The following is a 22,001-nucleotide window of genomic DNA, read 5'->3' on the forward strand; positions in this document are numbered from 1 at the left end:
ATGTTCAACAAAATCCTGATTGCCAACCGAGGTGAGATTGCTTGCCGGGTGATCGCGACAGCTCAGAAGATGGGTGTGGCCTGCGTCGCGGTTTATTCTGATGTGGACGCCTCGGCCAAGCATGTGCAGATGGCGGATGAGGCTGTGCATATCGGTGGCGCGGCTCCGGCGGAGAGTTATCTGAAGGGCGACACGATCATTCAGGCGGCGCTCGACACTGGAGCGCAGGCGATCCATCCGGGATACGGGTTTCTGTCCGAGAACCCCGATTTCGTCGATGCGGTTGAGGCGGCTGGGCTGACCTTCATCGGGCCATCGGCGGATGCGATCCACAAGATGGGCCTCAAGGATGCTGCCAAAGTCTTGATGGAACAGGCGGGCGTGCCCGTCGTGCCGGGCTATCATGGCGACAATCAGGATGCCGAGCATTTGGCAGCCGCCGCAGAAACCATCAGCTATCCGGTGCTGATCAAGGCGGTCGCGGGCGGCGGCGGCAAGGGCATGCGGCTGGTTGAACGTGCCGAAGATTTTTCAGAAGCGCTGGACAGCGCGCGTGGCGAGGCGCGCACCGCTTTTGGCAACGACGCCGTTCTGGTCGAGAAATTCGTCTCCAAACCGCGCCATATCGAGGTGCAGGTTTTCGGCGACGGCACCCATGCGGTTCATCTGTTCGAACGCGATTGCTCGTTGCAGCGGCGGCACCAGAAGGTGATCGAAGAGGCTCCGGCACCCGGTATGACGGCTGAAATGCGCGAAGCGATGGGGCAGGCCGGTGTACGCGCCGCCGAGGCGATTGGCTATAAGGGCGCGGGTACGGTTGAATTCATCGTTGATGCCTCGGACGGGCTGCGGCCGGATCGGTTCTGGTTCATGGAGATGAACACGCGCCTGCAGGTGGAACATCCTGTGACCGAGGCGATTACCGGGGTTGATCTGGTGGAATGGCAGTTGCGCGTGGCGGCGGGCGAGACGCTGCCGAAACAGCAGGGTGACCTTTCTATATCGGGTCACGCATTCGAGGCGCGGCTGTATGCCGAGGACGTGCCCAAAGGCTTTCTGCCTGCGACAGGGACGTTGACGCATCTGCACTTCCCGGCGCTCTGCCGGGCCGACAGCGGTGTGAGGGCAGGGGATACGATCAGTCCTTGGTATGACCCTATGATTGCCAAGGTCATCGTCCACGGCCCTACGCGCGACATTGCGCTGGAACAGTTACACCGTGCGTTGCGTCAGACCGAGGTCGCGGGCACTGTAACCAACCTTGCCTTTCTTGGCGCGCTGACGCGCCATCAAGGGTTCGCGTCGGGTGATGTGGATACCGGGCTGATCGGGCGTGATCTGGATGGGTTGGTTCAGACCTCGGCAACCTCAACGCGTGCTGCAGTTGCGGCGGCCATGACCGCTGCGGGTTTGGTGGACACATCTGAGGAGGCTGGGTTCTCGCTTTGGGCGCCTCTGCACCGTGCCGTTCAGCTTATGGCGGCTGATGTGATTGATTTGGATGTGCAGGTCGAAGGTCCGAACCGGCAGGTCTGGCACATCGGCAACGAGACGATTCTGGCCGAACGTAGCGCGGGCGACTGGACTATCGGCGGTGCAGCTATGCCGCGCGTTTCGGTCGCTGTTTCCAAGATCACGGTATTCGAGGGTTATGGCCAGGTGTTCGAGATGATCGACCCGCTGGACCGCGATACCAGCGCCATTGGCAATACCAATGTGATCGAGGCCCCGATGCCCGGTCTGGTCAAGGCGGTCTTTGCGCAGTCTGGGCAGGCTGTGGCCGAGGGCGACCGGTTGGCCATCCTTGAGGCTATGAAGATGGAGCATTCGTTGCTGGCAGCCCGCGATGGCGTCGTGGCCGAAGTGCTGGTAGAGGCGGGCGCTCAGGTCGAGGCCGGGGCCGCACTGGTCCGGCTGGAGGAGGAATGATCTGTTCCTGCCGCCTCAGCCGTGGCACAGTTGGATCAACAGCTTAGCGGAGGAGTAAGATGGGCGATCGGGTCGAGATATTCGAAGTGGGGCCGCGCGACGGGCTGCAGAACGAGCAGCGGGAAATCCCAGTTGCGGAAAAAGTCGCTCTGGTCGATTGCCTGAGCCGAGCCGGGTTCAACCGGATCGAGGTGGCCAGCTTTGTCTCGCCCAAATGGGTGCCGCAGATGGCAGGCAGTGCCGAGGTGCTGGCCGGGATCAGCCGGGCCGATGGTATCCGCTATGCTGCGCTGACACCGAATATGCGCGGGTACGAGGACGCGCTGGCCGCCAAAGCCGATGAGATTGCAGTGTTTGCCTCGGCGTCCGAGGGGTTCTCGAAGGCCAATATCAACGCGACGATTGCGGAATCCATTGAACGCTTCACACCCATACTGGAGGCCGCGCGCCGTATCGACCTGCCGGTGCGGGGCTATGTGTCCTGCGTGACCGACTGCCCCTATGACGGTCCGACCTCGCCCGAAAAGGTGGCCGAGGTGGCCGACACATTGTTCGCGCTGGGCTGCTATGAGATCTCGCTGGGCGACACGATCGGGCAGGGGACGCCTGACACAATCGCTCATATGCTTTTGGCCGTGCGCGAACGGGTGCCTGTGACGCGTTTGTCGGGGCATTTTCATGACACCACGGGACGTGCCATCGACAATATCGACGCAGCTCTGGCGCTTGGTGTGCGGACATTCGATTCGGCGGTCGGCGGTCTGGGAGGGTGCCCTTATGCGCCGGGGGCGGCAGGGAATGTCGCCACTGAATCTGTAGTCGCCCATCTTGATCGGCTAGGATATCAGACGGGCATTGATGTCGCGATCGTGGAAGAGGCCGCCCAGATGGCGCGCGCCATGCGAGCGGAATAAACGATGTTCGAAACGATTTCGGTTACGAATGATACGCGCGGTGTTGCCACTCTGACGCTGAACCGCCCCGGCAAGCATAATGCCATGTCGGCGCAGATGATCTCCGAACTGACGCAAGCGGCAGGGCAGTTGGGGGCGGACGACTCGGTGCGGGTTGTGGTCCTGACTGGCGCGGGCAAGAGCTTTTGTGCCGGTGGTGATCTGGGCTGGATGCAGGATCAGATGGCAGCCGCCCCCGAAACGCGGTTCACCGAGGCGCGCAAGCTGGCCGAGATGCTGCAGGCGCTGAATACACTGCCGAAACCTCTGATCGGGGCGCTGCAGGGCAATGCGTTCGGGGGCGGTGTTGGGCTGGCCGCGGTCTGTGATGTGGCCATCGGGGTCGACACATTGACCATGGGGCTGACCGAAACGCGGCTTGGGCTGATCCCGGCCACGATTGGTCCGTATGTCATCGCGCGCATGGGCGAGGCACGGTCGCGGCGGGTTTTTATGTCTGCACGCCTTTTCGATGCCAGTGAGGCGGTTGAGCTTGGTTTGTTGGCGAAAGTGGTTGCAGCCGTCGATTTGCCCGAGGCGGTCGAAGCCGAAGTGACCCCCTATTTGTCCTGCGCGCCGGGTGCTGTCGCTTCGGCCAAGGGATTGGTACGTGATTTGGGGCCAAGAATAGATGACACGGTAATCGACCAGACGATCCGCGCTTTGGTTGGCCGTTGGGAAACCCACGAGGCCAAAGAGGGAATCGCCGCCTTTTTCGAGAAACGAAAACCAACCTGGATTAGTAAGGATTAGACAATAGCCGTCGTGCCATGGTGATAGGAATCACTCTTCCGGAATAACCTTTGATGGCAAGCAGATATTTCACGCCCTGCGCGTTTGTGTTCGGTTGACCCTCTGACCCGGCAGGGATAGAGAATGTCCAGTCAACACGCCAATTGACGGCGCACCCTTTGGGGGCATGCGCAGGAAAGGAGCTTTACGTGGAAGACCTGCTGCGGGAGTACCTCCCGATTCTGGTGTTTCTGGCCGTTGCCGTGGGCCTTGGAATCGTCCTGATTCTGGCCGCTGTGGTTCTGGCTGTCCGCAATCCCGACCCCGAAAAGGTCAGCGCATATGAATGTGGCTTCAACGCCTTTGACGATGCGCGGATGAAGTTTGATGTCCGGTTCTATCTGGTCTCGATTCTTTTCATCATCTTCGATCTGGAAATCGCGTTCCTTTTCCCATGGGCCGTGGGCTTTAAAGACATCAGCGATGTGGGCTTCTGGTCCATGATGGTGTTCCTGGGCGTTCTGACCATTGGCTTTGCCTATGAATGGAAGAAAGGGGCCTTGGAATGGGAGTGATGACGGGTGCAAACACCGCCGGCGTCGATAAAGAAGTCGCCACCCAGGCCCTGAATGCCGAGTTGCAGGACAAAGGTTTCCTGCTGACCTCGACCGAGGACATTATCAACTGGGCGCGCACCGGATCGTTGCACTGGATGACATTCGGTCTGGCCTGTTGTGCTGTTGAGATGATGCACACCTCGATGCCGCGCTACGATGCGGAACGGTTCGGCATCGCGCCGCGTGCGTCCCCACGTCAGTCGGACGTGATGATCGTGGCCGGGACGCTGACCAACAAGATGGCCCCGGCGCTGCGCAAAGTTTACGATCAGATGCCCGAGCCGCGTTATGTGATCTCGATGGGGTCCTGCGCCAATGGGGGCGGGTACTACCACTATTCCTATTCTGTCGTGCGCGGTTGCGACCGCATCGTTCCGGTGGATATCTACGTGCCTGGCTGTCCTCCGACCGCTGAGGCGTTGCTTTATGGCCTGATGCAGTTGCAACGCAAAATCCGCCGCACCGGCACGATTGTGCGCTGAAGGAGAGGGTGAATGAGCGAAGCACTCAAAGAACTCGGCGCACAGCTGGAACTCAAGCGCACTGATTGCGTTTTGTCCTGGGACGTGACTCATGGCGAACTGAACGTGGATGTGGCCCCGTCGAACCTGGTTGAATTCGTCGAATTCCTGAAGTTCGACCCGAATTGCAAGTTCTCGTCTCTGGTCGATATCACCGGCGTCGATTACCCGGAGCGCGCCAAGCGGTTCGATGTGGTTTACCACTTCCTGTCCATGTACCAGAATCAGCGGATCCGCCTGCGGGTGTCGATCCGCGAGGAAGACATGGTGCCTTCGATCGTCGATGTTCACCCCTCGGCCAACTGGTTCGAACGTGAGGTGTTCGACATGTTCGGCATCTTATTCTCGGGTCACCCCGATCTGCGGCGCATCCTGACCGACTACGGTTTCCGCGGCTATCCGCTGCGCAAGGATTTCCCGACAACGGGCTATACCGAGGTTCGTTATGACGAGGCCGAAAAGCGCGTCGTTTATGAGCCGGTGAGCTTGGTACAGGAATACCGGCAGTTCGATTTCATGTCCCCATGGGAAGGTGCGAATTACATTCTGCCGGGGGATGAAAAACAGGAGTAACCGTCATGCTCGAGTTCCTGATCTGGATAATTCTGGTGGTCGCAACGGTCGTACCGATGATCAAGCTGCTGCCGCATTTCGGGATCAACAAGAACTGGGCGTTTGCCTGCATTATCTCTCCGGCTGTGATTGTCCTGTTGTGGATGATGGCCATGAAGCTGCAAGAGATGGAGCGACGCTGACATGATGGGCGAATTGATCATTTTGGGCGCTTTGGGCGTCTTGCTTGCAGGGGCCGCAGCCAAGGCGGCTGAGGCCGAAAAGGTCCGGGTTCGGGCCGAAGCAAAGAAGAAACGAGGGCGTTGATGGACGGCTCAAGATACGATGACGGCAGCACAGACGCGCTGAGCGGAGAACAGAAGATCCGCAACTTTAACATTAACTTCGGCCCGCAACACCCTGCGGCGCACGGAGTTTTGCGTCTGGTTCTTGAGCTTGACGGCGAGATTGTCGAGCGTTGCGACCCGCATATCGGTCTGCTGCACCGTGGTACTGAGAAGCTGATGGAAAGCCGGACGTATCTGCAGAACCTGCCGTATTTCGACCGTCTGGATTACGTGGCACCTATGAACCAGGAACATGCCTGGTGTCTGGCCATTGAAAAACTGACCGGGGTTGAGGTGCCGCGCCGTGGCTCGCTGATCCGGGTTCTGTATTCCGAGATCGGGCGCATCCTGAACCACTTGCTGAACGTGACCACGCAGGCGATGGACGTGGGCGCACTGACGCCGCCGCTCTGGGGTTTTGAGGAACGCGAAAAGCTGATGGTGTTTTATGAGCGTGCTTGCGGAGCCCGCCTGCACTCGGCCTATTTCCGCCCCGGAGGTGTCCATCAGGACCTGCCGCCCGAACTGCTGGATGATATCGAGGCGTGGAGTCACGAATTCCCCGCCGTTCTGGACGACATCGACGGCCTGTTGACCGAAAACCGCATCTTTAAACAGCGCAACGCCGATATTGGCGTTGTGACTGAGGATGACATTCAGAAATACGGCTTCTCCGGCGTGATGGTGCGCGGATCGGGTCTGGCCTGGGATTTGCGCCGCGCGCAGCCCTATGAATGCTATGACGAGTTCGATTTTCAGATCCCCGTCGGCAAGAACGGCGACTGCTATGACCGCTATCTGGTGCGAATGGAAGAGATGCGTCAGTCACTGCTGATCATCCGCCAAGCCATCGCCAAAATCCGCGAATGCCCGGGTGACGTGCTGGCGCGCGGCAAGATCACCCCGCCGAAACGCTCGGACATGAAGACCTCGATGGAAAGCCTGATCCATCACTTCAAACTGTATACCGAAGGCTTCCACGTCCCTGCGGGCGAGGTTTACGCCGCCGTCGAAGCCCCCAAGGGTGAGTTCGGCGTCTATCTGGTCGCCGACGGCACCAACAAACCCTACCGCGCCAAACTGCGCGCGCCGGGCTTCCTGCACCTGCAAGCCATGGATCACGTCGCCGGAGGACACCAACTGGCCGACGTCGCCGCCATCATCGGCACCATGGATGTCGTATTTGGAGAGATTGACCGCTAATGCTCCGCCGTCTTCACCCCGAACAACCCGATGCTTTCGCCTTCACGGCTGCCAACCAGCAATGGGCGGAAGCACAGATCACCAAATACCCCGAAGGTCGTCAGGCCAGCGCGGTTATCCCGTTACTTTGGCGCGCGCAAGAGCAGGAGGGGTGGCTGTCCCGTCCGGCGATCGAATCCGTCGCCGACATGCTGGGCATGGCTTATATTCGCGTTCTTGAGGTCGCCTCGTTCTACTTCATGTTCCAGCTGCAACCTGTTGGATCGGTGGCACATATTCAGGTATGCGGCACAACCTCTTGCATGATCTGCGGGGCCGAGGACTTGATCGCTGTCTGCAAGGACAAGATCGCCGCCAAGCCGCACGTTTTGTCCGCAGATGGTAAGCTGAGTTGGGAAGAGGTGGAATGCCTCGGCTCTTGCACCAACGCGCCGATGGCGCAGATCGGCAAGGACTATTATGAAGACCTGACCGCCGAGAACTTTGGCAAGATCATCGATGATCTGGTGGCGGGCAAGGTTCCGACTCCGGGCCCGCAGAACGGGCGTTATGCGGCGGAACCGTTGAGCGGTTTAAGCAGCTTGACCGAGTATGAGGCGGGCAAGCCTAAATACAATGCGAGTGTCGAACTGGCTTCTGATCTGGGGGACACTGTCAAACGCATCGACGGAACCGAAGTGCCCATCCTGACCCCTTGGCTGGGTAAGGATGGCAAGGCGGCGGCAACCAAAACGGCCCCGAAACCTCCGAAGGAGCGTGCGACGTCGAAACCTGCCGCGAAGCAGGCTGAAGAGGCGAAGGCCAAGGCAGAGACAGTTGGCGAGGAACAACCCGAGACATTGACCGACCCGCGCGGTGGCAAGGCAGATGACCTCAAGCTGCTCAAAGGGGTCGGACCGAAGTTAGAAGAAACGCTGAACGGGCTGGGCTTCTATCACTACGACCAGATCGCAGGCTGGACACCCGAACATATGGCCTGGGTCGATGCGCGGCTGAAGTTCAAAGGCCGGATCGAACGCGACGGCTGGATTGAACAGGCGAAAAGTTTGGCCTCGGGCCAAGAGACAGAATTTGCCAAACGTGCCAAGGAAGATGGCACATACGAAGACTAGATGACGGTGCCCAGTCGGGCATCAGGGTAAGATGGATAAGGACAAGGAACTGGCCATAGCCCGAAAGGGCCGACATATCGGCATTGTCATTGCGGTGACGATGGTGATTTGGCTTGCCATGAACCTGTTCATCGGTCCCGCGCTGGGTTTGACCGCTCGGTATGCGCTGCTGTTTGATTTCGCCGCTCTGGCGGGTTTCATCTATGCGGGCGTCAACATATTTCAACTCTGGCGTATGCGTCAGGACAGCTGAAGGTAACACGCGATGCTGAAGGATCAGGACCGGATCTTTACCAACATCTACGGGATGCATGAGCGCACATTGCGGGGCGCACAGGCGCGCGGGCATTGGGACGGCACGGCTGGCCTGATCGAAAAGGGCCGCGACTGGATCATCCAGACGATGAAGGACTCGGGCCTGCGAGGTCGCGGCGGGGCGGGCTTTCCGACCGGTTTGAAATGGTCGTTCATGCCCAAGGAAAGCGACGGTCGCCCGGCTTATCTGGTTGTGAACGCCGACGAATCCGAACCCGGTACTTGCAAAGACCGAGAGATCATGCGCCATGATCCGCACACGCTGATCGAGGGTTGCCTGATCGCGTCTTTCGCGATGAATGCGCATACTTGCTACATCTACCTGCGCGGCGAATACATTCGTGAGCGTGAGGCCCTGCAGGCAGCGATTGACGAAGCATATGATGCGGGCCTGTTGGGCAAGAACGCGGCAGGCTCGGGCTGGGATTTCGACCTGTTCCTGCATCACGGTGCCGGGGCCTATATCTGCGGCGAGGAAACCGCCCTGATCGAGAGCCTTGAGGGCAAGAAGGGCATGCCCCGGATGAAGCCTCCGTTCCCGGCGGGCGCTGGCCTCTATGGCTGCCCGACGACCGTGAACAATGTGGAATCGATCGCCGTTGTGCCGACGATCCTGCGCCGGGGCGCAGATTGGTTTGCGGGCTTTGGTCGCCAGAACAATTCAGGCACCAAGCTGTTTGCGATCTCGGGCCATGTGAACAACCCCTGCGTCGTCGAAGAGGCGATGTCGATCTCGTTCGAAGAGCTGATCGAGACCCATTGCGGCGGTATTCGCGGCGGCTGGGACAATTTGCTGGCGGTGATTCCGGGCGGCTCGTCAGTTCCGTGTGTGCGCGGCGATAATATGCGCGACGCAATCATGGATTTTGATTACCTGCGCAACGATCTGGGCTCGGGGCTTGGGACGGCTGCGGTGATCGTGATGGACAAGTCCACTGATATCATCAAGGCGATTTGGCGGCTGTCGAAGTTCTACAAGCACGAAAGCTGTGGCCAGTGTACGCCTTGCCGCGAAGGTACTGGCTGGATGATGCGCGTCATGGACCGTCTGGTGCGCGGCGAGGCCGATCTGGAAGAGATCGACATGCTGTTCGATGTGACCAAACAGGTCGAAGGTCACACAATCTGCGCCTTGGGCGACGCGGCTGCTTGGCCTATCCAGGGCCTTATCCGCAACTTCCGCGAAGAGATTGAGGACCGTATCAAGGCGCAGAAATCCGGTCGCACCGGCGCGATGGCGGCGGAGTAACTTTTGATGGAGACCTTTGCAGAATACGGTCATGCTGTTGCATCGGTGGTGATTTTCACCCTGGTCGTGCTGTTTATGGCTCCGTTCACAGCCCTGGCAAAGCAGGGCAAAGGACTTGCGCCCGGTGCAACGCCTGAACAGGACTACTCGGATAAGGCGTATCGTCTGAACCGTGCCTATCTGAATGGGACCGAAACACTGCCAGCCTATGCCGCCGTAACGTTTGCCGCTATTCTGATGGGTGCCAATCCATTCTGGGTAAACCTGCTGGCTTCGCTTGCCTTGGTTGCGCGGCTGGTAATGCTGTTTGTCCATATTCGTGGACTTGGTCGCCCAAACAGTGGCTTAAGGTCCGTTCTCTACGTGATTGGCTGGGCTTGCATGGTCGTAATGGGCATCATTGCACTGGTGGCGGCATTCTGATGGTGGCAAGTCGGATGCTTCGGAACAAGACCTTTGGGGCAGGCATAGTCCGGTCGGTCGCCCTTGGGGCGTTATTTGCGGTCTCGGCCTGTGGACTGATAACCCCATCTTCGGATCAGGTTAGGTTTGATGGCCAGTATTTCCGCACCAAGGTGAAGCCGGTCGACAAGAAAAGGTCACCTACAGAATTCACAGTGGTGGTCAACGGCGTCTCTGCTTCCTTGGACGGGGCCCGCGAGGCAGGGCGCTTTGAAGGAACAAAGTTCTGTATCACCAGTTTTGGGTCATCTCGTATCGACTGGGCTGTTGGTCCGGACACCGAGCCTGAAAAGTTGCGCGTGGTAGACGATAAATTGACCTTTGCAGGGCGGTGTCGCCGTCCATGATGCAGATGCAGACATATCATGCTGGGTTGTTGCAGGCGTTATTGCATAACGTCCAGCCCGCAGGTCGTCTTGGTGGAACCAAGACGAAAGGATATGTCATGCAAGTCCTAAAAGCTCTGACGTTTTTCGCAGTATTGGGCATTCCTGCCCTGGCTGAGGCGAAACCGCCTTTGCGCGAAGTCAAAGAGATTGACGACGAACTCTATTACATCGCGATCGCAAACGAGATTTCGGAACTCTGCCCGTCGATCAGCGGGCGCCGTCTGAAGGCGATTGGTGTGATGTGGGACCTTAGGTCCAAAGCGAACAAACTGGGGTATTCGGACACGGAAATCCGGGCCTATGTGGACTCGGACGCCGAAAAGGACCGTATGCGCGCCAAAGGCGAAGCGTATCTGGCCGCCAATGGCGTATCGTACGACAACCCCACTTCCTTTTGCTCGTTGGGCAAGAAGGAAATCGATAGAAACAGCGCCATTGGCGTGTATTTGAGGGCGAACTGAAAGCCATGTCTGACCTCCGCAAAGTGAATATCGATGGGCAGGAAATCGAAGTTGATGGCTCGATGACCCTGATCCAAGCTTGTGAAGAGGCCGGGGTCGAGGTCCCGCGTTTCTGCTACCACGAGCGTCTTTCTATTGCCGGAAACTGCCGGATGTGTCTGGTCGAAGTCGTCGGGGGACCGCCGAAACCGGCGGCGTCCTGCGCGATGCAGGTGCGCGACCTGCGTCCTGGGCCGGAAGGTCAGGCGCCGGTGGTCAAGACGAACTCGCCCATGGTTAAGAAGGCCCGCGAAGGGGTGATGGAGTTCCTGCTGATCAATCACCCGCTGGATTGCCCCATCTGCGATCAGGGTGGCGAATGTGATCTGCAGGATCAGGCGATGGCCTACGGTGTTTCGGGCTCTCGCTTCAAGGAAGCCAAACGCGCGGTTGATGATCTGGATTTGGGGCCATTGGTCGGCACCGCGATGACGCGCTGCATCAGCTGCACGCGCTGTGTGCGCTTCACTACCGAGGTCGCCGGGATCACCCAGATGGGCCAGACCGGGCGCGGTGAAGATGCCGAGATCACCTCGTATCTAAACGAGACTCTGCAATCGAATCTGCAGGGGAACATCATCGATTTGTGCCCGGTTGGGGCGCTGACCTCGAAGCCTTACGCCTTTACCGCCCGTCCGTGGGAATTGACCAAGACCGAAAGCGTCGATGTCATGGATGCTCTGGGCTCGAACATTCGCGTAGACACCAAGGGACGCGAAGTGATGCGGTTCCTTCCGCGCAACCATGATGGCGTGAACGAGGAATGGATCAGCGACAAGACGCGGTTTGTCTGGGATGGGCTGCGTCGCCAGCGTCTTGACAAGCCTTACGTGCGCGAGAATGGCAAATTGCGCCCGGCGACCTGGCCCGAGGCTTTGACCAAAGCTGCCGAAGCGCTGAAAGGAGCCGAGAAACCCGCCGGTATCGTGGGAGATCTGGCCCCGGTTGAGGCTGCGTTTGCCCTGAAACAGATGATCGAGGGGCAGGGCGGTGTTGTCGAATGCCGTACCGACGGTGCTAAGTTGCCTGCGGGCAATCGTGGGGCTTATGCCGGCACCGCCGCGATCGAAGATATCGACTCGGCGGAACGCATTTTGCTGATCGGCACCAACCCGCGCGACGAAGCGCCGGTTCTGAACGCGCGTATTCGTAAAGCGTGGGCGCATGGGGCCGAAGTGGCCCTGGTCGGGCCCGCTGCGGAACTGACGTATCCCTACCATCATATGGGTGACGACCGCGCCGCCCTGCAGGCTGCCGTGGATATGGGCGGTGATGATGAGATCAAGGGCAAGCCGTCACTGGTGATCGTTGGTCAGGGTGCGCTGCAAGAGGCTGACGGGGCCGCCGTTCTGGCCGCAGCGCAAGCCATTGCCGCCAACACCGAAAGCGGCCTGATCGTTCTGCACACCGCAGCATCGCGTGTCGGCGCAATGGACGTGGACGCGACGAACGACAGCGGCATGGACGCAGTCAGCGCTGCAGACGTGATCTACAATCTGGGCGCGGATGAGGTCGAGATTGGTGAGGGTGCCTTTGTCATCTATCAGGGCAGCCACGGAGATCGGGGTGCACACCGTGCCGACGTGATCCTGCCTGGCGCGGCCTACACCGAGGAAAACGGCCTGTTCGTCAACACCGAAGGTCGCCCGCAACTGGCCATGCGTGCTGGCTTTGCGCCCGGTGAGGCCAAGGAAAACTGGGCGATCCTGCGTGCGCTCTCGGCCGAGCTGGGTGCCACATTGCCTTTCGACTCGCTGGCGCAATTGCGCACCACTCTGATCGAGGCGGTTCCACATCTGGCTCGCGTTGATGAGGTGATCGAGAACGAAGCTCAGGTGTTGGATGCAGGTCCACTAGGCAAGGCAACCTTCCGCTATGCCGTCAAGGATTTCTATCTGACCAACCCGATTGCCCGGGCGTCGCAGTTGATGGCCGAGCTCTCGGCGCAGGCGCTGGCTCTTAAATCCGAGAAGATTGCAGCGGAATGAACCAGAACTGTTTCATATCGCAAGGTAAGGCGACTGCCGGGTGGCAGTACGCCGCGCCTGATTTGTGTGTGAAACTCAAGATTAAGGGTGGCGCAATGGCGACAGATGCTGTTTACACCAACGCGCCGACCCAGCCGCTAAATGCGCAGGCATCTGGCCTTCGTATCGCGCGCGTAAAACGGAATACCCACGGTGTGAGGACCAATGGCTGAATTCTTTAACACCCCAGGCGGAATAGCCATCATCATTCTGGCGCAAGTGCTTGCAGTCGTTGCCTTTGTGATGATCTCTCTGTTGTTCCTCGTCTATGGCGACCGCAAGATTTGGGCGGCGGTCCAGATGCGCCGGGGGCCCAACGTGGTGGGTGTCTATGGCTTGCTGCAATCGGTGGCGGATGCGCTGAAATACGTGGTGAAAGAGGTTGTTATTCCGGCAGGTGCCGACCGCACGGTCTTTATGCTGGCGCCGCTGACATCCTTCGTGCTTGCGATGATCGCCTGGGCGGTGATCCCGTTCAACGATGGCTGGGTTCTGTCCGACCTGAACGTGGCGATCCTTTATGTCTTTGCTGTATCGTCGTTGGAAGTTTATGGCGTGATTATGGGCGGTTGGGCGTCGAACTCAAAGTACCCATTCCTTGGGTCACTGCGGTCTGCCGCGCAGATGATTTCGTACGAGGTCTCGTTGGGCCTGATCATCATCGGCGTGATCATCTCGACCGGGTCGATGAATTTTGGAAACATCGTCGAGGCACAGGACGGTCGGTTTGGCTTCTTTAGCTGGTACTGGCTGCCGCATTTCCCGATGGTGTTCCTGTTCTTCATCTCGGCGTTGGCCGAAACCAACCGACCACCCTTTGACCTGCCCGAGGCGGAATCGGAACTGGTCGCAGGCTATCAGGTCGAGTACTCGGCCACGCCCTTCCTGCTGTTCATGGCAGGGGAATACATCGCCATCTTCCTGATGTGCGCGTTGATCTCTCTGCTGTTCTTTGGTGGCTGGCTTTCGCCAATCCCCGGCCTGCCGGATGGCGTTTTGTGGATGGTCGCCAAGATGGCGTTCTTCTTCTTCCTCTTCGCGATGGTCAAGGCGATCACGCCCCGCTACCGCTACGACCAGCTGATGCGTCTGGGGTGGAAGGTGTTCCTGCCATTCTCGCTGGTATGGGTGGTTTTCGTGGCCTTTGCGGCGAAATTCGACTGGTTCTGGGGCGCGTTCGCCCGTTGGAGCGTAGGAGGCTGATATGACCCAAATCGACTATACCCGTGCCGCTAAGTACTTTCTGCTGCAGGACTTCTGGGTCGGGATGAAACTGGGTCTGAAGTACTTCTTTGCCCCGAAGGCCACCGTGAATTACCCGCATGAAAAGGGACCGCTGTCCCCTCGTTTTCGTGGCGAACACGCCCTGCGCCGTTATCCAAACGGCGAGGAACGCTGCATCGCCTGTAAACTGTGCGAGGCGATCTGCCCGGCCCAGGCCATCACCATCGACGCCGAACCGCGCGAAGACGGCAGCCGCCGCACCACGCGGTATGATATCGACATGACCAAGTGTATCTATTGCGGCTTCTGCCAGGAGGCCTGCCCGGTCGATGCCATCGTCGAAGGTCCGAATTTCGAATTCGCCACGGAAACCCGCGAAGAGCTGTTCTACGACAAGGAAAAACTGCTCGACAACGGCGAACGCTGGGAAGCCGAGATCGCCCGCAATCTGGAAATGGATGCGCCGTACCGATGAATGACACGCCGACAAATCCGTTCGAGCTGATGATGCGTCAGGCTCAGGACATGGCCAAGGCGATGAACCCGGCGATGGAGAACTTCTCGCCCAAAGGGTTCGAGGCGCTTTGGCCGACCATGCCAAAAGAGATCATGGAGATGATGTTCGGCAACACCGTCAACAAGGACGGACTGGACGCCAAAACCCGCCTGTTGCTGACGCTGGCCGGGCTGACCTGTCAGGGCGCGCAGGCCGATACCGCGGTGCGTCAAACCGTGCGTCACGCTCTGGAAGCCGGGGCCAGAAAACAAGAGATCGTGGAAACGATCGGTCAGATGTCGGTGTTTGCTGGCATCCCGGCCATGACCCGTGCGCTTGATCTGGCGCAAGAGGTCATGGACGACAACAAGGATGAGGATCAATGACCGTCTTTGCCTTCTATTTGTTTGCCATCAGCGCCATCACCGGCGGCCTGTTCACGGTGATCAGCCGCCAGCCGGTGCACTCAGTGCTTTGGCTGATACTGTCCTTCCTGTCCTCGGCGGGGCTGTTCGTGCTGCTGGGGGCCGAGTTCGTGGCGATGCTGCTGATCATCGTCTATGTGGGCGCGGTCGCGGTGTTGTTCCTGTTCGTGGTGATGATGCTGGACGTCGACTTTGCCGAGCTTAAGGCCGAGATGGCGCGTTATATGCCGCTGGCATTGCTGATCGGTCTGGTCATCCTGATGCAGTTCGTCATGGCGTTCGGTGCATGGGACAGCGCGCAAGGCGTTGAGGCCAATCTGGCCCAACCGGTTCCGACCGACCGCCACAACACCGAGGCGCTGGGTGTCATCCTTTACGACCAATACTTCCTTCTGTTTCAACTGGCGGGTCTGATCCTGCTGGTGGCTATGATTGGCGCCATCGTACTGACCCTTCGCCACCGTCAGGACATCAAACGTCAGGACATCATCGGCCAAATGATGCGCGACCCGGCCAAGGCGATGGAGCTGAAGGACGTGAAACCGGGGCAGGGGTTGTGACATTGCCGCTGGTACTTCCAATGGAGTACCGGCTGCTAAAAATACTAATTGCGGTGCCTGTTGTACTTGGTTGGATCGGGTATAGGGCCGCGAAAAACAGGAAACGAATGGGACCGAAAGAAAATGATCGGACTTGAACATTACCTGACTGTGGCGGCGACGCTGTTCGTCATCGGCATCTTCGGTCTCTTCCTGAACCGCAAGAACGTCATCATCCTGCTGATGAGCATCGAGTTGATGCTTTTGGCGGTGAATATCAACCTCGTGGCGTTTTCCAGTTTCCTGGGCGATCTGGTCGGACAGGTGTTTACGCTGTTTGTCCTGACAGTTGCGGCCGCCGAGGCGGCGATTGGTCTGGCCATTCTGGTCTGCTTCTTCCGCAACCGTGGCACCATCGCGGTTGAAGACGTCAATATGATGAAGGGCTAAGAGAACTATGGAAACCACCATCCTCTTTGCCCCGCTGGTGGGCGCGTTGATCTGCGGTTTCGGCTGGCGGTTCATTGGTGAGAAAGCCGCCATGTGGACCGCAACGGGCCTGCTGTTTCTGGCCTGTCTGCTGTCGTGGATCGTGTTCTTTGCCTTCGACGGGGTGACGCAACAGATCGAGATTATGCGCTGGATCGAGAGCGGATCGTTGTCGACAAGCTGGGCCATCCGTCTGGACCGTCTGACCGCGATCATGCTGATCGTGGTGACGACGGTTTCGGCGCTCGTGCACCTCTATTCCTTCGGCTACATGGATCACGACCCGCAATGGCGCGAGGGCGAGAGCTATAAGCCGCGTTTCTTCGCCTATCTGTCCTTCTTTACCTTCGCGATGCTGATGCTGGTGACGGCGGACAATCTGGTGCAGATGTTCTTTGGCTGGGAAGGCGTGGGCGTCGCATCCTACTTGCTGATCGGGTTTTATTATCGCAAGCCATCGGCCAATGAGGCGGCGATGAAAGCGTTTATCGTGAACCGTGTCGGCGACTTTGGCTTTGCGCTGGGGATTTTCGCGCTGTTCTTGCTGACCGACAGCATCAACTTCTCGGACATTTTCGCCTCGGCGCCCGCCTTGGCCGAAGAGAAGCTGCACTTCCTGTGGGGCGAATGGACCGCTGTTGAGGTCATCTGCGTGCTGTTGTTTATCGGCGCGATGGGGAAATCGGCGCAGTTGATCCTGCACACATGGTTGCCCGACGCGATGGAAGGCCCGACGCCTGTGTCGGCCCTGATCCACGCCGCGACCATGGTGACGGCGGGTGTGTTCCTTGTATGCCGTATGTCGCCGCTTATGGAGTTCGCGCCGGGTGCGACCGGATTCATCACCGTGCTGGGAGCTTCGACCGCGTTTTTTGCGGCGACTGTGGGTCTGGTTCAGACCGACATCAAGCGCGTCATCGCCTATTCGACCTGTTCGCAGCTGGGCTACATGTTTGTGGCCGCAGGTGTCGGCATGTATTCGGCGGCGATGTTCCACCTGTTCACACACGCCTTCTTCAAGGCGCTGTTGTTCCTTGGGGCAGGGTCGGTGATCCACGCTATGCATCACGAACAAGAGATGACCGAGTATGGTGGATTGCGCAAAAAGATCCCCTATACGTTCTGGGCGATGATGATTGGCACACTGGCCATCACCGGTGTGGGCATTCCGCTGACGACCTTCGGTTTCGCTGGTTTCCTGTCGAAGGATGCGATCATCGAGAGCGCCTATGCCGGTGGGTCTTCCTATGGCTTCTGGCTGCTGGTCGTAGCGGCGGCGTTTACGTCCTTCTACAGCTGGCGTCTGATCTTCCTGACCTTCTACGGCACGCCGCGCGGCGACAAACATACGCATGACCATGCGCATGAAAGCCCGATGGTCATGCTGGTGCCGCTGGGCGTTCTCTCGCTGGGCGCGGTCTTTGCGGGCATGATTTGGTACGGCAATTTCTTCGGCCACGCGGACAAGGTCGGCAAGTTCTATGGCATCCCGGTGGCTGAGGCGTCGGAACATGCCGAGGCCGGTGATCACGGCAAAGCCGACGCGCATGGCGATGATAGCCACGCAGATGATAGCCACGGCGATGACCACGCGGATGACGGTCATGGTGAAAAGGATGCTCATGGCGATCATCACTATGTTTTCGCAGGTGAGCCGGGCGAGGGCGCGCTGTATATGGCGCCGGACAACCATGTGCTGGACGATGCGCATGCGGCGCCTAAGTGGGTCAAGTTTTCACCCTTTGTTGCGATGCTGCTGGGCTTTGCGATGGCCTATTGGTTCTACATCGTGAACCCGTCTCTGCCAGGACGTCTGGCAGCGAACCAGCGGCCGCTGTACCTGTTCCTGCTGAACAAGTGGTACTTTGACGAAATCTACAATGTGATCTTCGTCAAACCCACCGTGGCGCTTGGACGGTTCCTGTGGAAACGCGGAGATGGCAACACCATTGACGGCTTCCTGAACGGGATCGCCATGGGCGTTGTTCCCTTCTTCACCCGCCTCGCAGGCAAGGCGCAGACGGGCTACATCTTTACTTATGCCTTCTGGATGGTCTTGGGGATTGCAGCCCTTGTCACCTGGATGTCGATCGGCGGAGGCGCACACTAATGGATAATATCCTCTCGATCGTTACTTTCATCCCCGCTGTGGCAGCGGCCATTCTGGCCCTGTTCCTGCACGGAGATGACGACGCCGCGCAGCGCAACGCGAAATGGGTCGCGCTGGTGGCGACCACGGTGACGTTCCTTGTCTCGATTGGCATCTATACAGGCTTTGACCCCTCGAACACCGGCTTTCAGATGGTGGAAGAGGGTGAGTGGCTGCTGGGCCTGAAATACAAGATGGGCGTGGACGGCATCAGCGTGTTGTTCGTGCTGCTGACCACTTTCATCATGCCGCTGACCATTCTGGCCAGCTGGAATGTGACCGACCGGGTCAAGGAATACATGATCGCCTTCCTGCTGCTGGAAACGCTGATGCTGGGCGTGTTCATGGCACTGGATCTGGTGCTGTTCTACCTGTTCTTCGAGGCCGGTCTGATCCCGATGTTCCTGATCATCGGCATCTGGGGCGGGGCGAACCGCATCTATGCCAGCTTCAAATTCTTCCTCTATACCTTCCTCGGCTCGGTGCTGATGCTGGTGGCGATGGTTGCCATGTACGCGGATGCAGGCACCACGGATATCGAAGCACTGATGAGCCATCAGTTCTCGTCTGAAAGCTTCAGCGTGATGGGTGTCTATATTGTCGGCGGAATGCAGACGCTGATGTTCCTGGCGTTCTTTGCATCTTTCGCGGTGAAAATGCCAATGTGGCCGGTGCATACCTGGTTGCCAGACGCGCACGTGCAGGCCCCGACGGCGGGCTCGGTCGTTCTGGCGGCGATTCTGCTGAAGATGGGCGGCTATGGCTTCCTACGGTTCAGCTTGCCGATGTTCCCAGTGGGCTCGGCGGTGATGACCGATCTGGTGCTGTGGATGTCGGCGATTGCGGTTGTCTACACCTCGCTGGTGGCGCTGGTGCAGGAGGATATGAAAAAGCTGATCGCCTATTCTTCGGTCGCGCATATGGGTTTTGTGACCATGGGGATTTTTGCGGCGAACCAGCAGGGGATTGATGGCGCGATCTTCCAGATGATCAGCCACGGGTTCATCTCGGCGGCGTTGTTCCTGTGTGTCGGCGTGATCTATGACCGGATGCACACCCGTGACATTGACGCATATGGCGGCTTGGTGATCCGGATGCCCGCTTATGCGCTGGTCTTCATGCTGTTCACCATGGCGAATGTCGGTCTGCCTGGCACCTCGGGCTTTATCGGCGAATTCCTGACCTTGATGGGAGCCTTCCAGGTCAACACATGGGTAACGGCGGTGGCTGCGACCGGGGTGATCTTCTCGGCCGGGTATGCGCTGTGGCTATACCGTCGAGTGGTCTTTGGCGATCTGATCAAGGAAAGCCTCAAGGCGATGACGGACATGAGCTCGCGCGAGCGGCTGATCTTTGCACCGCTGATCGTGATGACCATCCTGCTGGGTGTCTATCCGTCGCTGGTAACCGATGTGATCGGCGACTCGACCGCCGCACTGATTTCGAACTATGACACGGCTCTGGCCGCGGCTGAGGCCGTGATCCAGACAGCCGCTTCGCATTAAGGGAGCTTCGGAGATGATCCAAGCTGATCTGACAATCATCCTGCCAGAGATCGTTCTGGCCGTATATGCGATGGCGGCGCTGATCGGGGCTGTCTACACCACAAAAGACGGGCTGGCCCCGGTTCTGGTCTGGGCGACCTCGGGCCTGATGGCGCTGCTGGCGATTTGGATCGCCACCAATGGCGACGGCACCAACGTGGCCTTCAATGGCATGTTCGTCGATGACGGGTTCTCGCGCTTTGCCAAGGTAGCGATCCTGCTATCTGCGGCAGCCGTTCTGTTGATGAGCCAGGATTACATGTCGCGTCGCGGGCTGTTGCGGTTCGAATACCCCTTGCTGGTGGCACTTGCCGCCGTGGGTATGATGATGATGGTCAGCGCCGGTGATCTGATGTCCCTGTATATGGGGTTGGAGCTGCAATCGCTGGCGCTGTACGTCGTGGCCGCTCTGCGCCGCGACAGTGCAAAATCCACCGAGGCTGGTCTGAAGTATTTCGTTCTGGGCGCGCTAAGCTCGGGCTTGTTGCTGTACGGTGCGTCGCTTGTATATGGCTTCACGGGCACCACGCTGTTCTCGGGCATCATCCAGACGGTCCATCACGGAGACGTCTCGGTCGGACTGCTGTTTGGCCTGATCTTCCTGATCTCGGGGCTGGCCTTCAAAGTGTCAGCCGTGCCGTTCCACATGTGGACGCCGGACGTATACGAAGGCTCACCGACACCAATCACCGCTTTCTTCGCTACCGCGCCGAAAGTGGCGGCGATGGCGCTATTTGCGCGGCTGCTGCATGACGCGTTCGGCGGCGTGATCAAGGACTGGCAGCAGGTGATCGTTCTGCTCTCGGTCTTGTCGATGCTGTTGGGTGCAGTGGCTGCGATCGGGCAGCGTGACATCAAGCGACTGATGGCATTTTCGTCGATTGCGCATATGGGCTATGCGCTGATCGGTCTGGCGGCGGGTACGGAAATGGGCGTCAAGGCGATGCTGATGTATCTGGCGATCTATGTGACCATGAATATCGGCACCTTTGCGTTCATCCTGATGATGGAGCGGGACGGCAAGCCCGTCACGGATATTGACGCGCTGCGGCAGTATTCCAAACGTGACCCGGGCAAGGCGCTTGCGGTTCTGATCCTGATGTTCAGCCTTGCGGGCGTACCGCCGATGCTGGGTTTCTTCGCCAAGTTTGGCGTTTGGCAGGCCGGTGTGAGCGCGGGCCTGACGGGTCTGGTGATCGTGTCGGCCATCGCATCGGTCATCGGTGCGTTCTATTACCTGCGGATCGTGTTCTACATGTATTTCGGCGAAGAAAACGAAGACCCGATTGAAACGCGGTCGACGCCTGTTCTGTGGGTCGCCCTGATGGGGTCGGCTGCTTTGATGCTGGTGGGAATCTTCTATCAATTTGGTGTTGAAGGCGCGGCAGCTGCTGCGGCGGCGACGCTTGTCAATTAACCCTGAAATCACACAAATCAGAGGGGCTCGGTCGTTGGACCGGGCCTTTTTACCATGACGGATTGGCCACAAGGTTACGGTTTGCATGTGTTGCAAACGGTTGACAGTACGTTGAACGAAGCTTCGCGCATCGCACCAACGGCGGTGGGGCCAGTGTGGATCATGGCCTATAACCAAACTGCGGCGCGTGGACGTCGGGGACGTGCATGGGCCAATCCGGTTGGAAACCTGGCTGCCACTTTATTGATGCGACCAAGTGGTAATCCCGAACAAGCAGCGTTGCGGAGCTTTGTTGCAGCCCTCGCTCTGTTTGATGCCTGTGTTGCTGTCTCGGGGCGGTCCGATGGGCTGTCTTTGAAATGGCCAAATGATGTGCTGCTGAACGGCGGAAAACTTGCGGGGATATTGCTGGAGAGTACGGGCCAAGGGCGCGACCTGTCTCACTTGGCGATTGGGATCGGGGTCAATCTGTCTCAGTCCCCACCAACCGACGCGCTGGAGGAGGGTGCGGTCCGACCCGTTTCGCTTTTGTCCGAGACCGGCGCAGACGTCATGCCCGAGGATTTCCTAACAGAGTTGGCCGCCGCGTTTGCTCGCTATGAGACGCAGCTCGTGACCTATGGGTTCGAGCCGATCCGTACGGCATGGTTGGATCGGGCCGCGCGTTTGGGCGAAGTGATTACAGCCAAAACAGCGACGTCCGAAACGATGGGCACTTTTGAAACGGTGGACGCCAGCGGTAACCTTGTCCTAAACACCGCCAAAGGCCGGGTCGCGATCCCAGCCGCCGACGTGTATTTCTGAGAGGAA

25 protein-coding genes are annotated in these 22,001 nt (G+C 58.8%); all 25 read left to right on the forward strand.

Going from position 1 to position 22,001, the window contains the following annotated elements:
• The 25 genes from AC2FF7_RS02885 (at position 1) to AC2FF7_RS03005 (ending at position 21,995) form a co-directional block, all read left to right on the forward strand.
• Positions 1-1,929 (forward strand): acetyl/propionyl/methylcrotonyl-CoA carboxylase subunit alpha, encoded by a 1,929-nt coding sequence (locus tag AC2FF7_RS02885; protein WP_496905167.1) that lies wholly within the window; start codon positions 1-3, stop codon positions 1,927-1,929.
• 59 nt (positions 1,930-1,988) lie between these two features.
• On the forward strand, positions 1,989-2,843 hold the full coding sequence (locus AC2FF7_RS02890; protein WP_496905168.1) for a hydroxymethylglutaryl-CoA lyase: 855 nt from the start codon (positions 1,989-1,991) through the stop codon (positions 2,841-2,843).
• 3 nt (positions 2,844-2,846) lie between these two features.
• Positions 2,847-3,635 (forward strand): crotonase/enoyl-CoA hydratase family protein, encoded by a 789-nt coding sequence (locus tag AC2FF7_RS02895; protein ID WP_496905169.1) that lies wholly within the window; start codon positions 2,847-2,849, stop codon positions 3,633-3,635.
• Between the two features lie 188 nt (positions 3,636-3,823).
• A complete protein-coding gene (locus tag AC2FF7_RS02900) occupies positions 3,824-4,189 on the forward strand; it encodes an NADH-quinone oxidoreductase subunit A (RefSeq protein WP_050602775.1) in 366 nt (121 codons plus the stop codon).
• Positions 4,180-4,713 (forward strand): NuoB/complex I 20 kDa subunit family protein, encoded by a 534-nt coding sequence (locus AC2FF7_RS02905; RefSeq protein WP_037307875.1) that lies wholly within the window; start codon positions 4,180-4,182, stop codon positions 4,711-4,713. The genes AC2FF7_RS02900 and AC2FF7_RS02905 overlap by 10 nt, the downstream gene beginning before the upstream one ends.
• 12 nt (positions 4,714-4,725) lie before the next feature.
• Positions 4,726-5,325, forward strand: a complete 600-nt coding sequence (locus AC2FF7_RS02910) for an NADH-quinone oxidoreductase subunit C (protein WP_496905170.1) — start codon at positions 4,726-4,728, stop codon at positions 5,323-5,325.
• A gap of 5 nt (positions 5,326-5,330) precedes the next feature.
• Positions 5,331-5,507, forward strand: a complete 177-nt coding sequence (locus AC2FF7_RS02915; protein ID WP_480869323.1) for a hypothetical protein — start codon at positions 5,331-5,333, stop codon at positions 5,505-5,507.
• Between the two features lies 1 nt (position 5,508).
• Positions 5,509-5,631, forward strand: coding sequence for a hypothetical protein (locus tag AC2FF7_RS02920; RefSeq protein ID WP_257599041.1), 123 nt, complete (start codon positions 5,509-5,511; stop codon positions 5,629-5,631).
• Entirely contained in the window at positions 5,631-6,854 is a 1,224-nt protein-coding gene (locus AC2FF7_RS02925) for an NADH-quinone oxidoreductase subunit D (RefSeq protein ID WP_496905171.1), read from the forward strand. The genes AC2FF7_RS02920 and AC2FF7_RS02925 overlap by 1 nt, the downstream gene beginning before the upstream one ends.
• Complete coding sequence (gene nuoE, locus AC2FF7_RS02930; RefSeq protein WP_496905172.1) at positions 6,854-7,966, forward strand: NADH-quinone oxidoreductase subunit NuoE; 1,113 nt, start codon at positions 6,854-6,856, stop codon at positions 7,964-7,966. The genes AC2FF7_RS02925 and nuoE overlap by 1 nt, the downstream gene beginning before the upstream one ends.
• A gap of 31 nt (positions 7,967-7,997) precedes the next feature.
• Positions 7,998-8,219: a DUF5337 domain-containing protein gene (locus AC2FF7_RS02935; protein WP_170752163.1), complete on the forward strand. Its 222-nt coding sequence runs from the start codon at positions 7,998-8,000 to the stop codon at positions 8,217-8,219.
• Between the two features lie 12 nt (positions 8,220-8,231).
• On the forward strand, positions 8,232-9,530 hold the full coding sequence (nuoF, locus tag AC2FF7_RS02940) for an NADH-quinone oxidoreductase subunit NuoF (protein ID WP_496905173.1): 1,299 nt from the start codon (positions 8,232-8,234) through the stop codon (positions 9,528-9,530).
• 6 nt (positions 9,531-9,536) lie between these two features.
• On the forward strand, positions 9,537-9,953 hold the full coding sequence (locus AC2FF7_RS02945) for an MAPEG family protein (protein ID WP_496905174.1): 417 nt from the start codon (positions 9,537-9,539) through the stop codon (positions 9,951-9,953).
• 14 nt (positions 9,954-9,967) lie between these two features.
• Positions 9,968-10,339 carry a hypothetical protein gene (locus tag AC2FF7_RS02950; protein ID WP_480869312.1) on the forward strand — a complete coding sequence of 124 codons (372 nt, stop codon included), beginning with the start codon at positions 9,968-9,970 and terminating at the stop codon, positions 10,337-10,339.
• Between the two features lie 98 nt (positions 10,340-10,437).
• Positions 10,438-10,842, forward strand: coding sequence for a DUF5333 domain-containing protein (locus AC2FF7_RS02955; RefSeq protein WP_496905175.1), 405 nt, complete (start codon positions 10,438-10,440; stop codon positions 10,840-10,842).
• 5 nt (positions 10,843-10,847) lie between these two features.
• Positions 10,848-12,869: an NADH-quinone oxidoreductase subunit NuoG gene (nuoG, locus tag AC2FF7_RS02960; RefSeq protein WP_170352619.1), complete on the forward strand. Its 2,022-nt coding sequence runs from the start codon at positions 10,848-10,850 to the stop codon at positions 12,867-12,869.
• A gap of 204 nt (positions 12,870-13,073) precedes the next feature.
• Positions 13,074-14,111: an NADH-quinone oxidoreductase subunit NuoH gene (nuoH, locus tag AC2FF7_RS02965; protein WP_170352620.1), complete on the forward strand. Its 1,038-nt coding sequence runs from the start codon at positions 13,074-13,076 to the stop codon at positions 14,109-14,111.
• A gap of 1 nt (position 14,112) precedes the next feature.
• Positions 14,113-14,607: an NADH-quinone oxidoreductase subunit NuoI gene (nuoI, locus tag AC2FF7_RS02970; protein WP_039524264.1), complete on the forward strand. Its 495-nt coding sequence runs from the start codon at positions 14,113-14,115 to the stop codon at positions 14,605-14,607.
• The gene (locus tag AC2FF7_RS02975; protein WP_170752155.1) at positions 14,604-15,014 is read left to right on the forward strand and encodes a carboxymuconolactone decarboxylase family protein; all 411 of its coding nucleotides are present in this window, start codon (positions 14,604-14,606) and stop codon (positions 15,012-15,014) included. Before nuoI ends, AC2FF7_RS02975 begins: the two co-directional genes overlap by 4 nt.
• Positions 15,011-15,613, forward strand: a complete 603-nt coding sequence (locus tag AC2FF7_RS02980; RefSeq protein WP_170752153.1) for an NADH-quinone oxidoreductase subunit J — start codon at positions 15,011-15,013, stop codon at positions 15,611-15,613. The genes AC2FF7_RS02975 and AC2FF7_RS02980 overlap by 4 nt, the downstream gene beginning before the upstream one ends.
• Before the next feature lie 123 nt (positions 15,614-15,736).
• Positions 15,737-16,042 (forward strand): NADH-quinone oxidoreductase subunit NuoK, encoded by a 306-nt coding sequence (nuoK, locus tag AC2FF7_RS02985; protein WP_005984024.1) that lies wholly within the window; start codon positions 15,737-15,739, stop codon positions 16,040-16,042.
• A 7-nt stretch (positions 16,043-16,049) separates the two neighbouring features.
• Complete coding sequence (nuoL, locus tag AC2FF7_RS02990; RefSeq protein WP_480869307.1) at positions 16,050-18,191, forward strand: NADH-quinone oxidoreductase subunit L; 2,142 nt, start codon at positions 16,050-16,052, stop codon at positions 18,189-18,191.
• Complete coding sequence (locus tag AC2FF7_RS02995; protein ID WP_170352624.1) at positions 18,191-19,735, forward strand: NADH-quinone oxidoreductase subunit M; 1,545 nt, start codon at positions 18,191-18,193, stop codon at positions 19,733-19,735. The genes nuoL and AC2FF7_RS02995 overlap by 1 nt, the downstream gene beginning before the upstream one ends.
• 13 nt (positions 19,736-19,748) lie before the next feature.
• Positions 19,749-21,191: an NADH-quinone oxidoreductase subunit NuoN gene (gene nuoN / locus AC2FF7_RS03000; protein ID WP_480869305.1), complete on the forward strand. Its 1,443-nt coding sequence runs from the start codon at positions 19,749-19,751 to the stop codon at positions 21,189-21,191.
• Positions 21,192-21,245: 54 nt separating this feature from the next.
• The gene (locus AC2FF7_RS03005) at positions 21,246-21,995 is read left to right on the forward strand and encodes a biotin--[acetyl-CoA-carboxylase] ligase (protein WP_496905176.1); all 750 of its coding nucleotides are present in this window, start codon (positions 21,246-21,248) and stop codon (positions 21,993-21,995) included.
• Positions 21,996-22,001 lie beyond the last annotated feature (6 nt).

The organism is Ruegeria sp. YTSC325, from assembly GCF_059609525.1.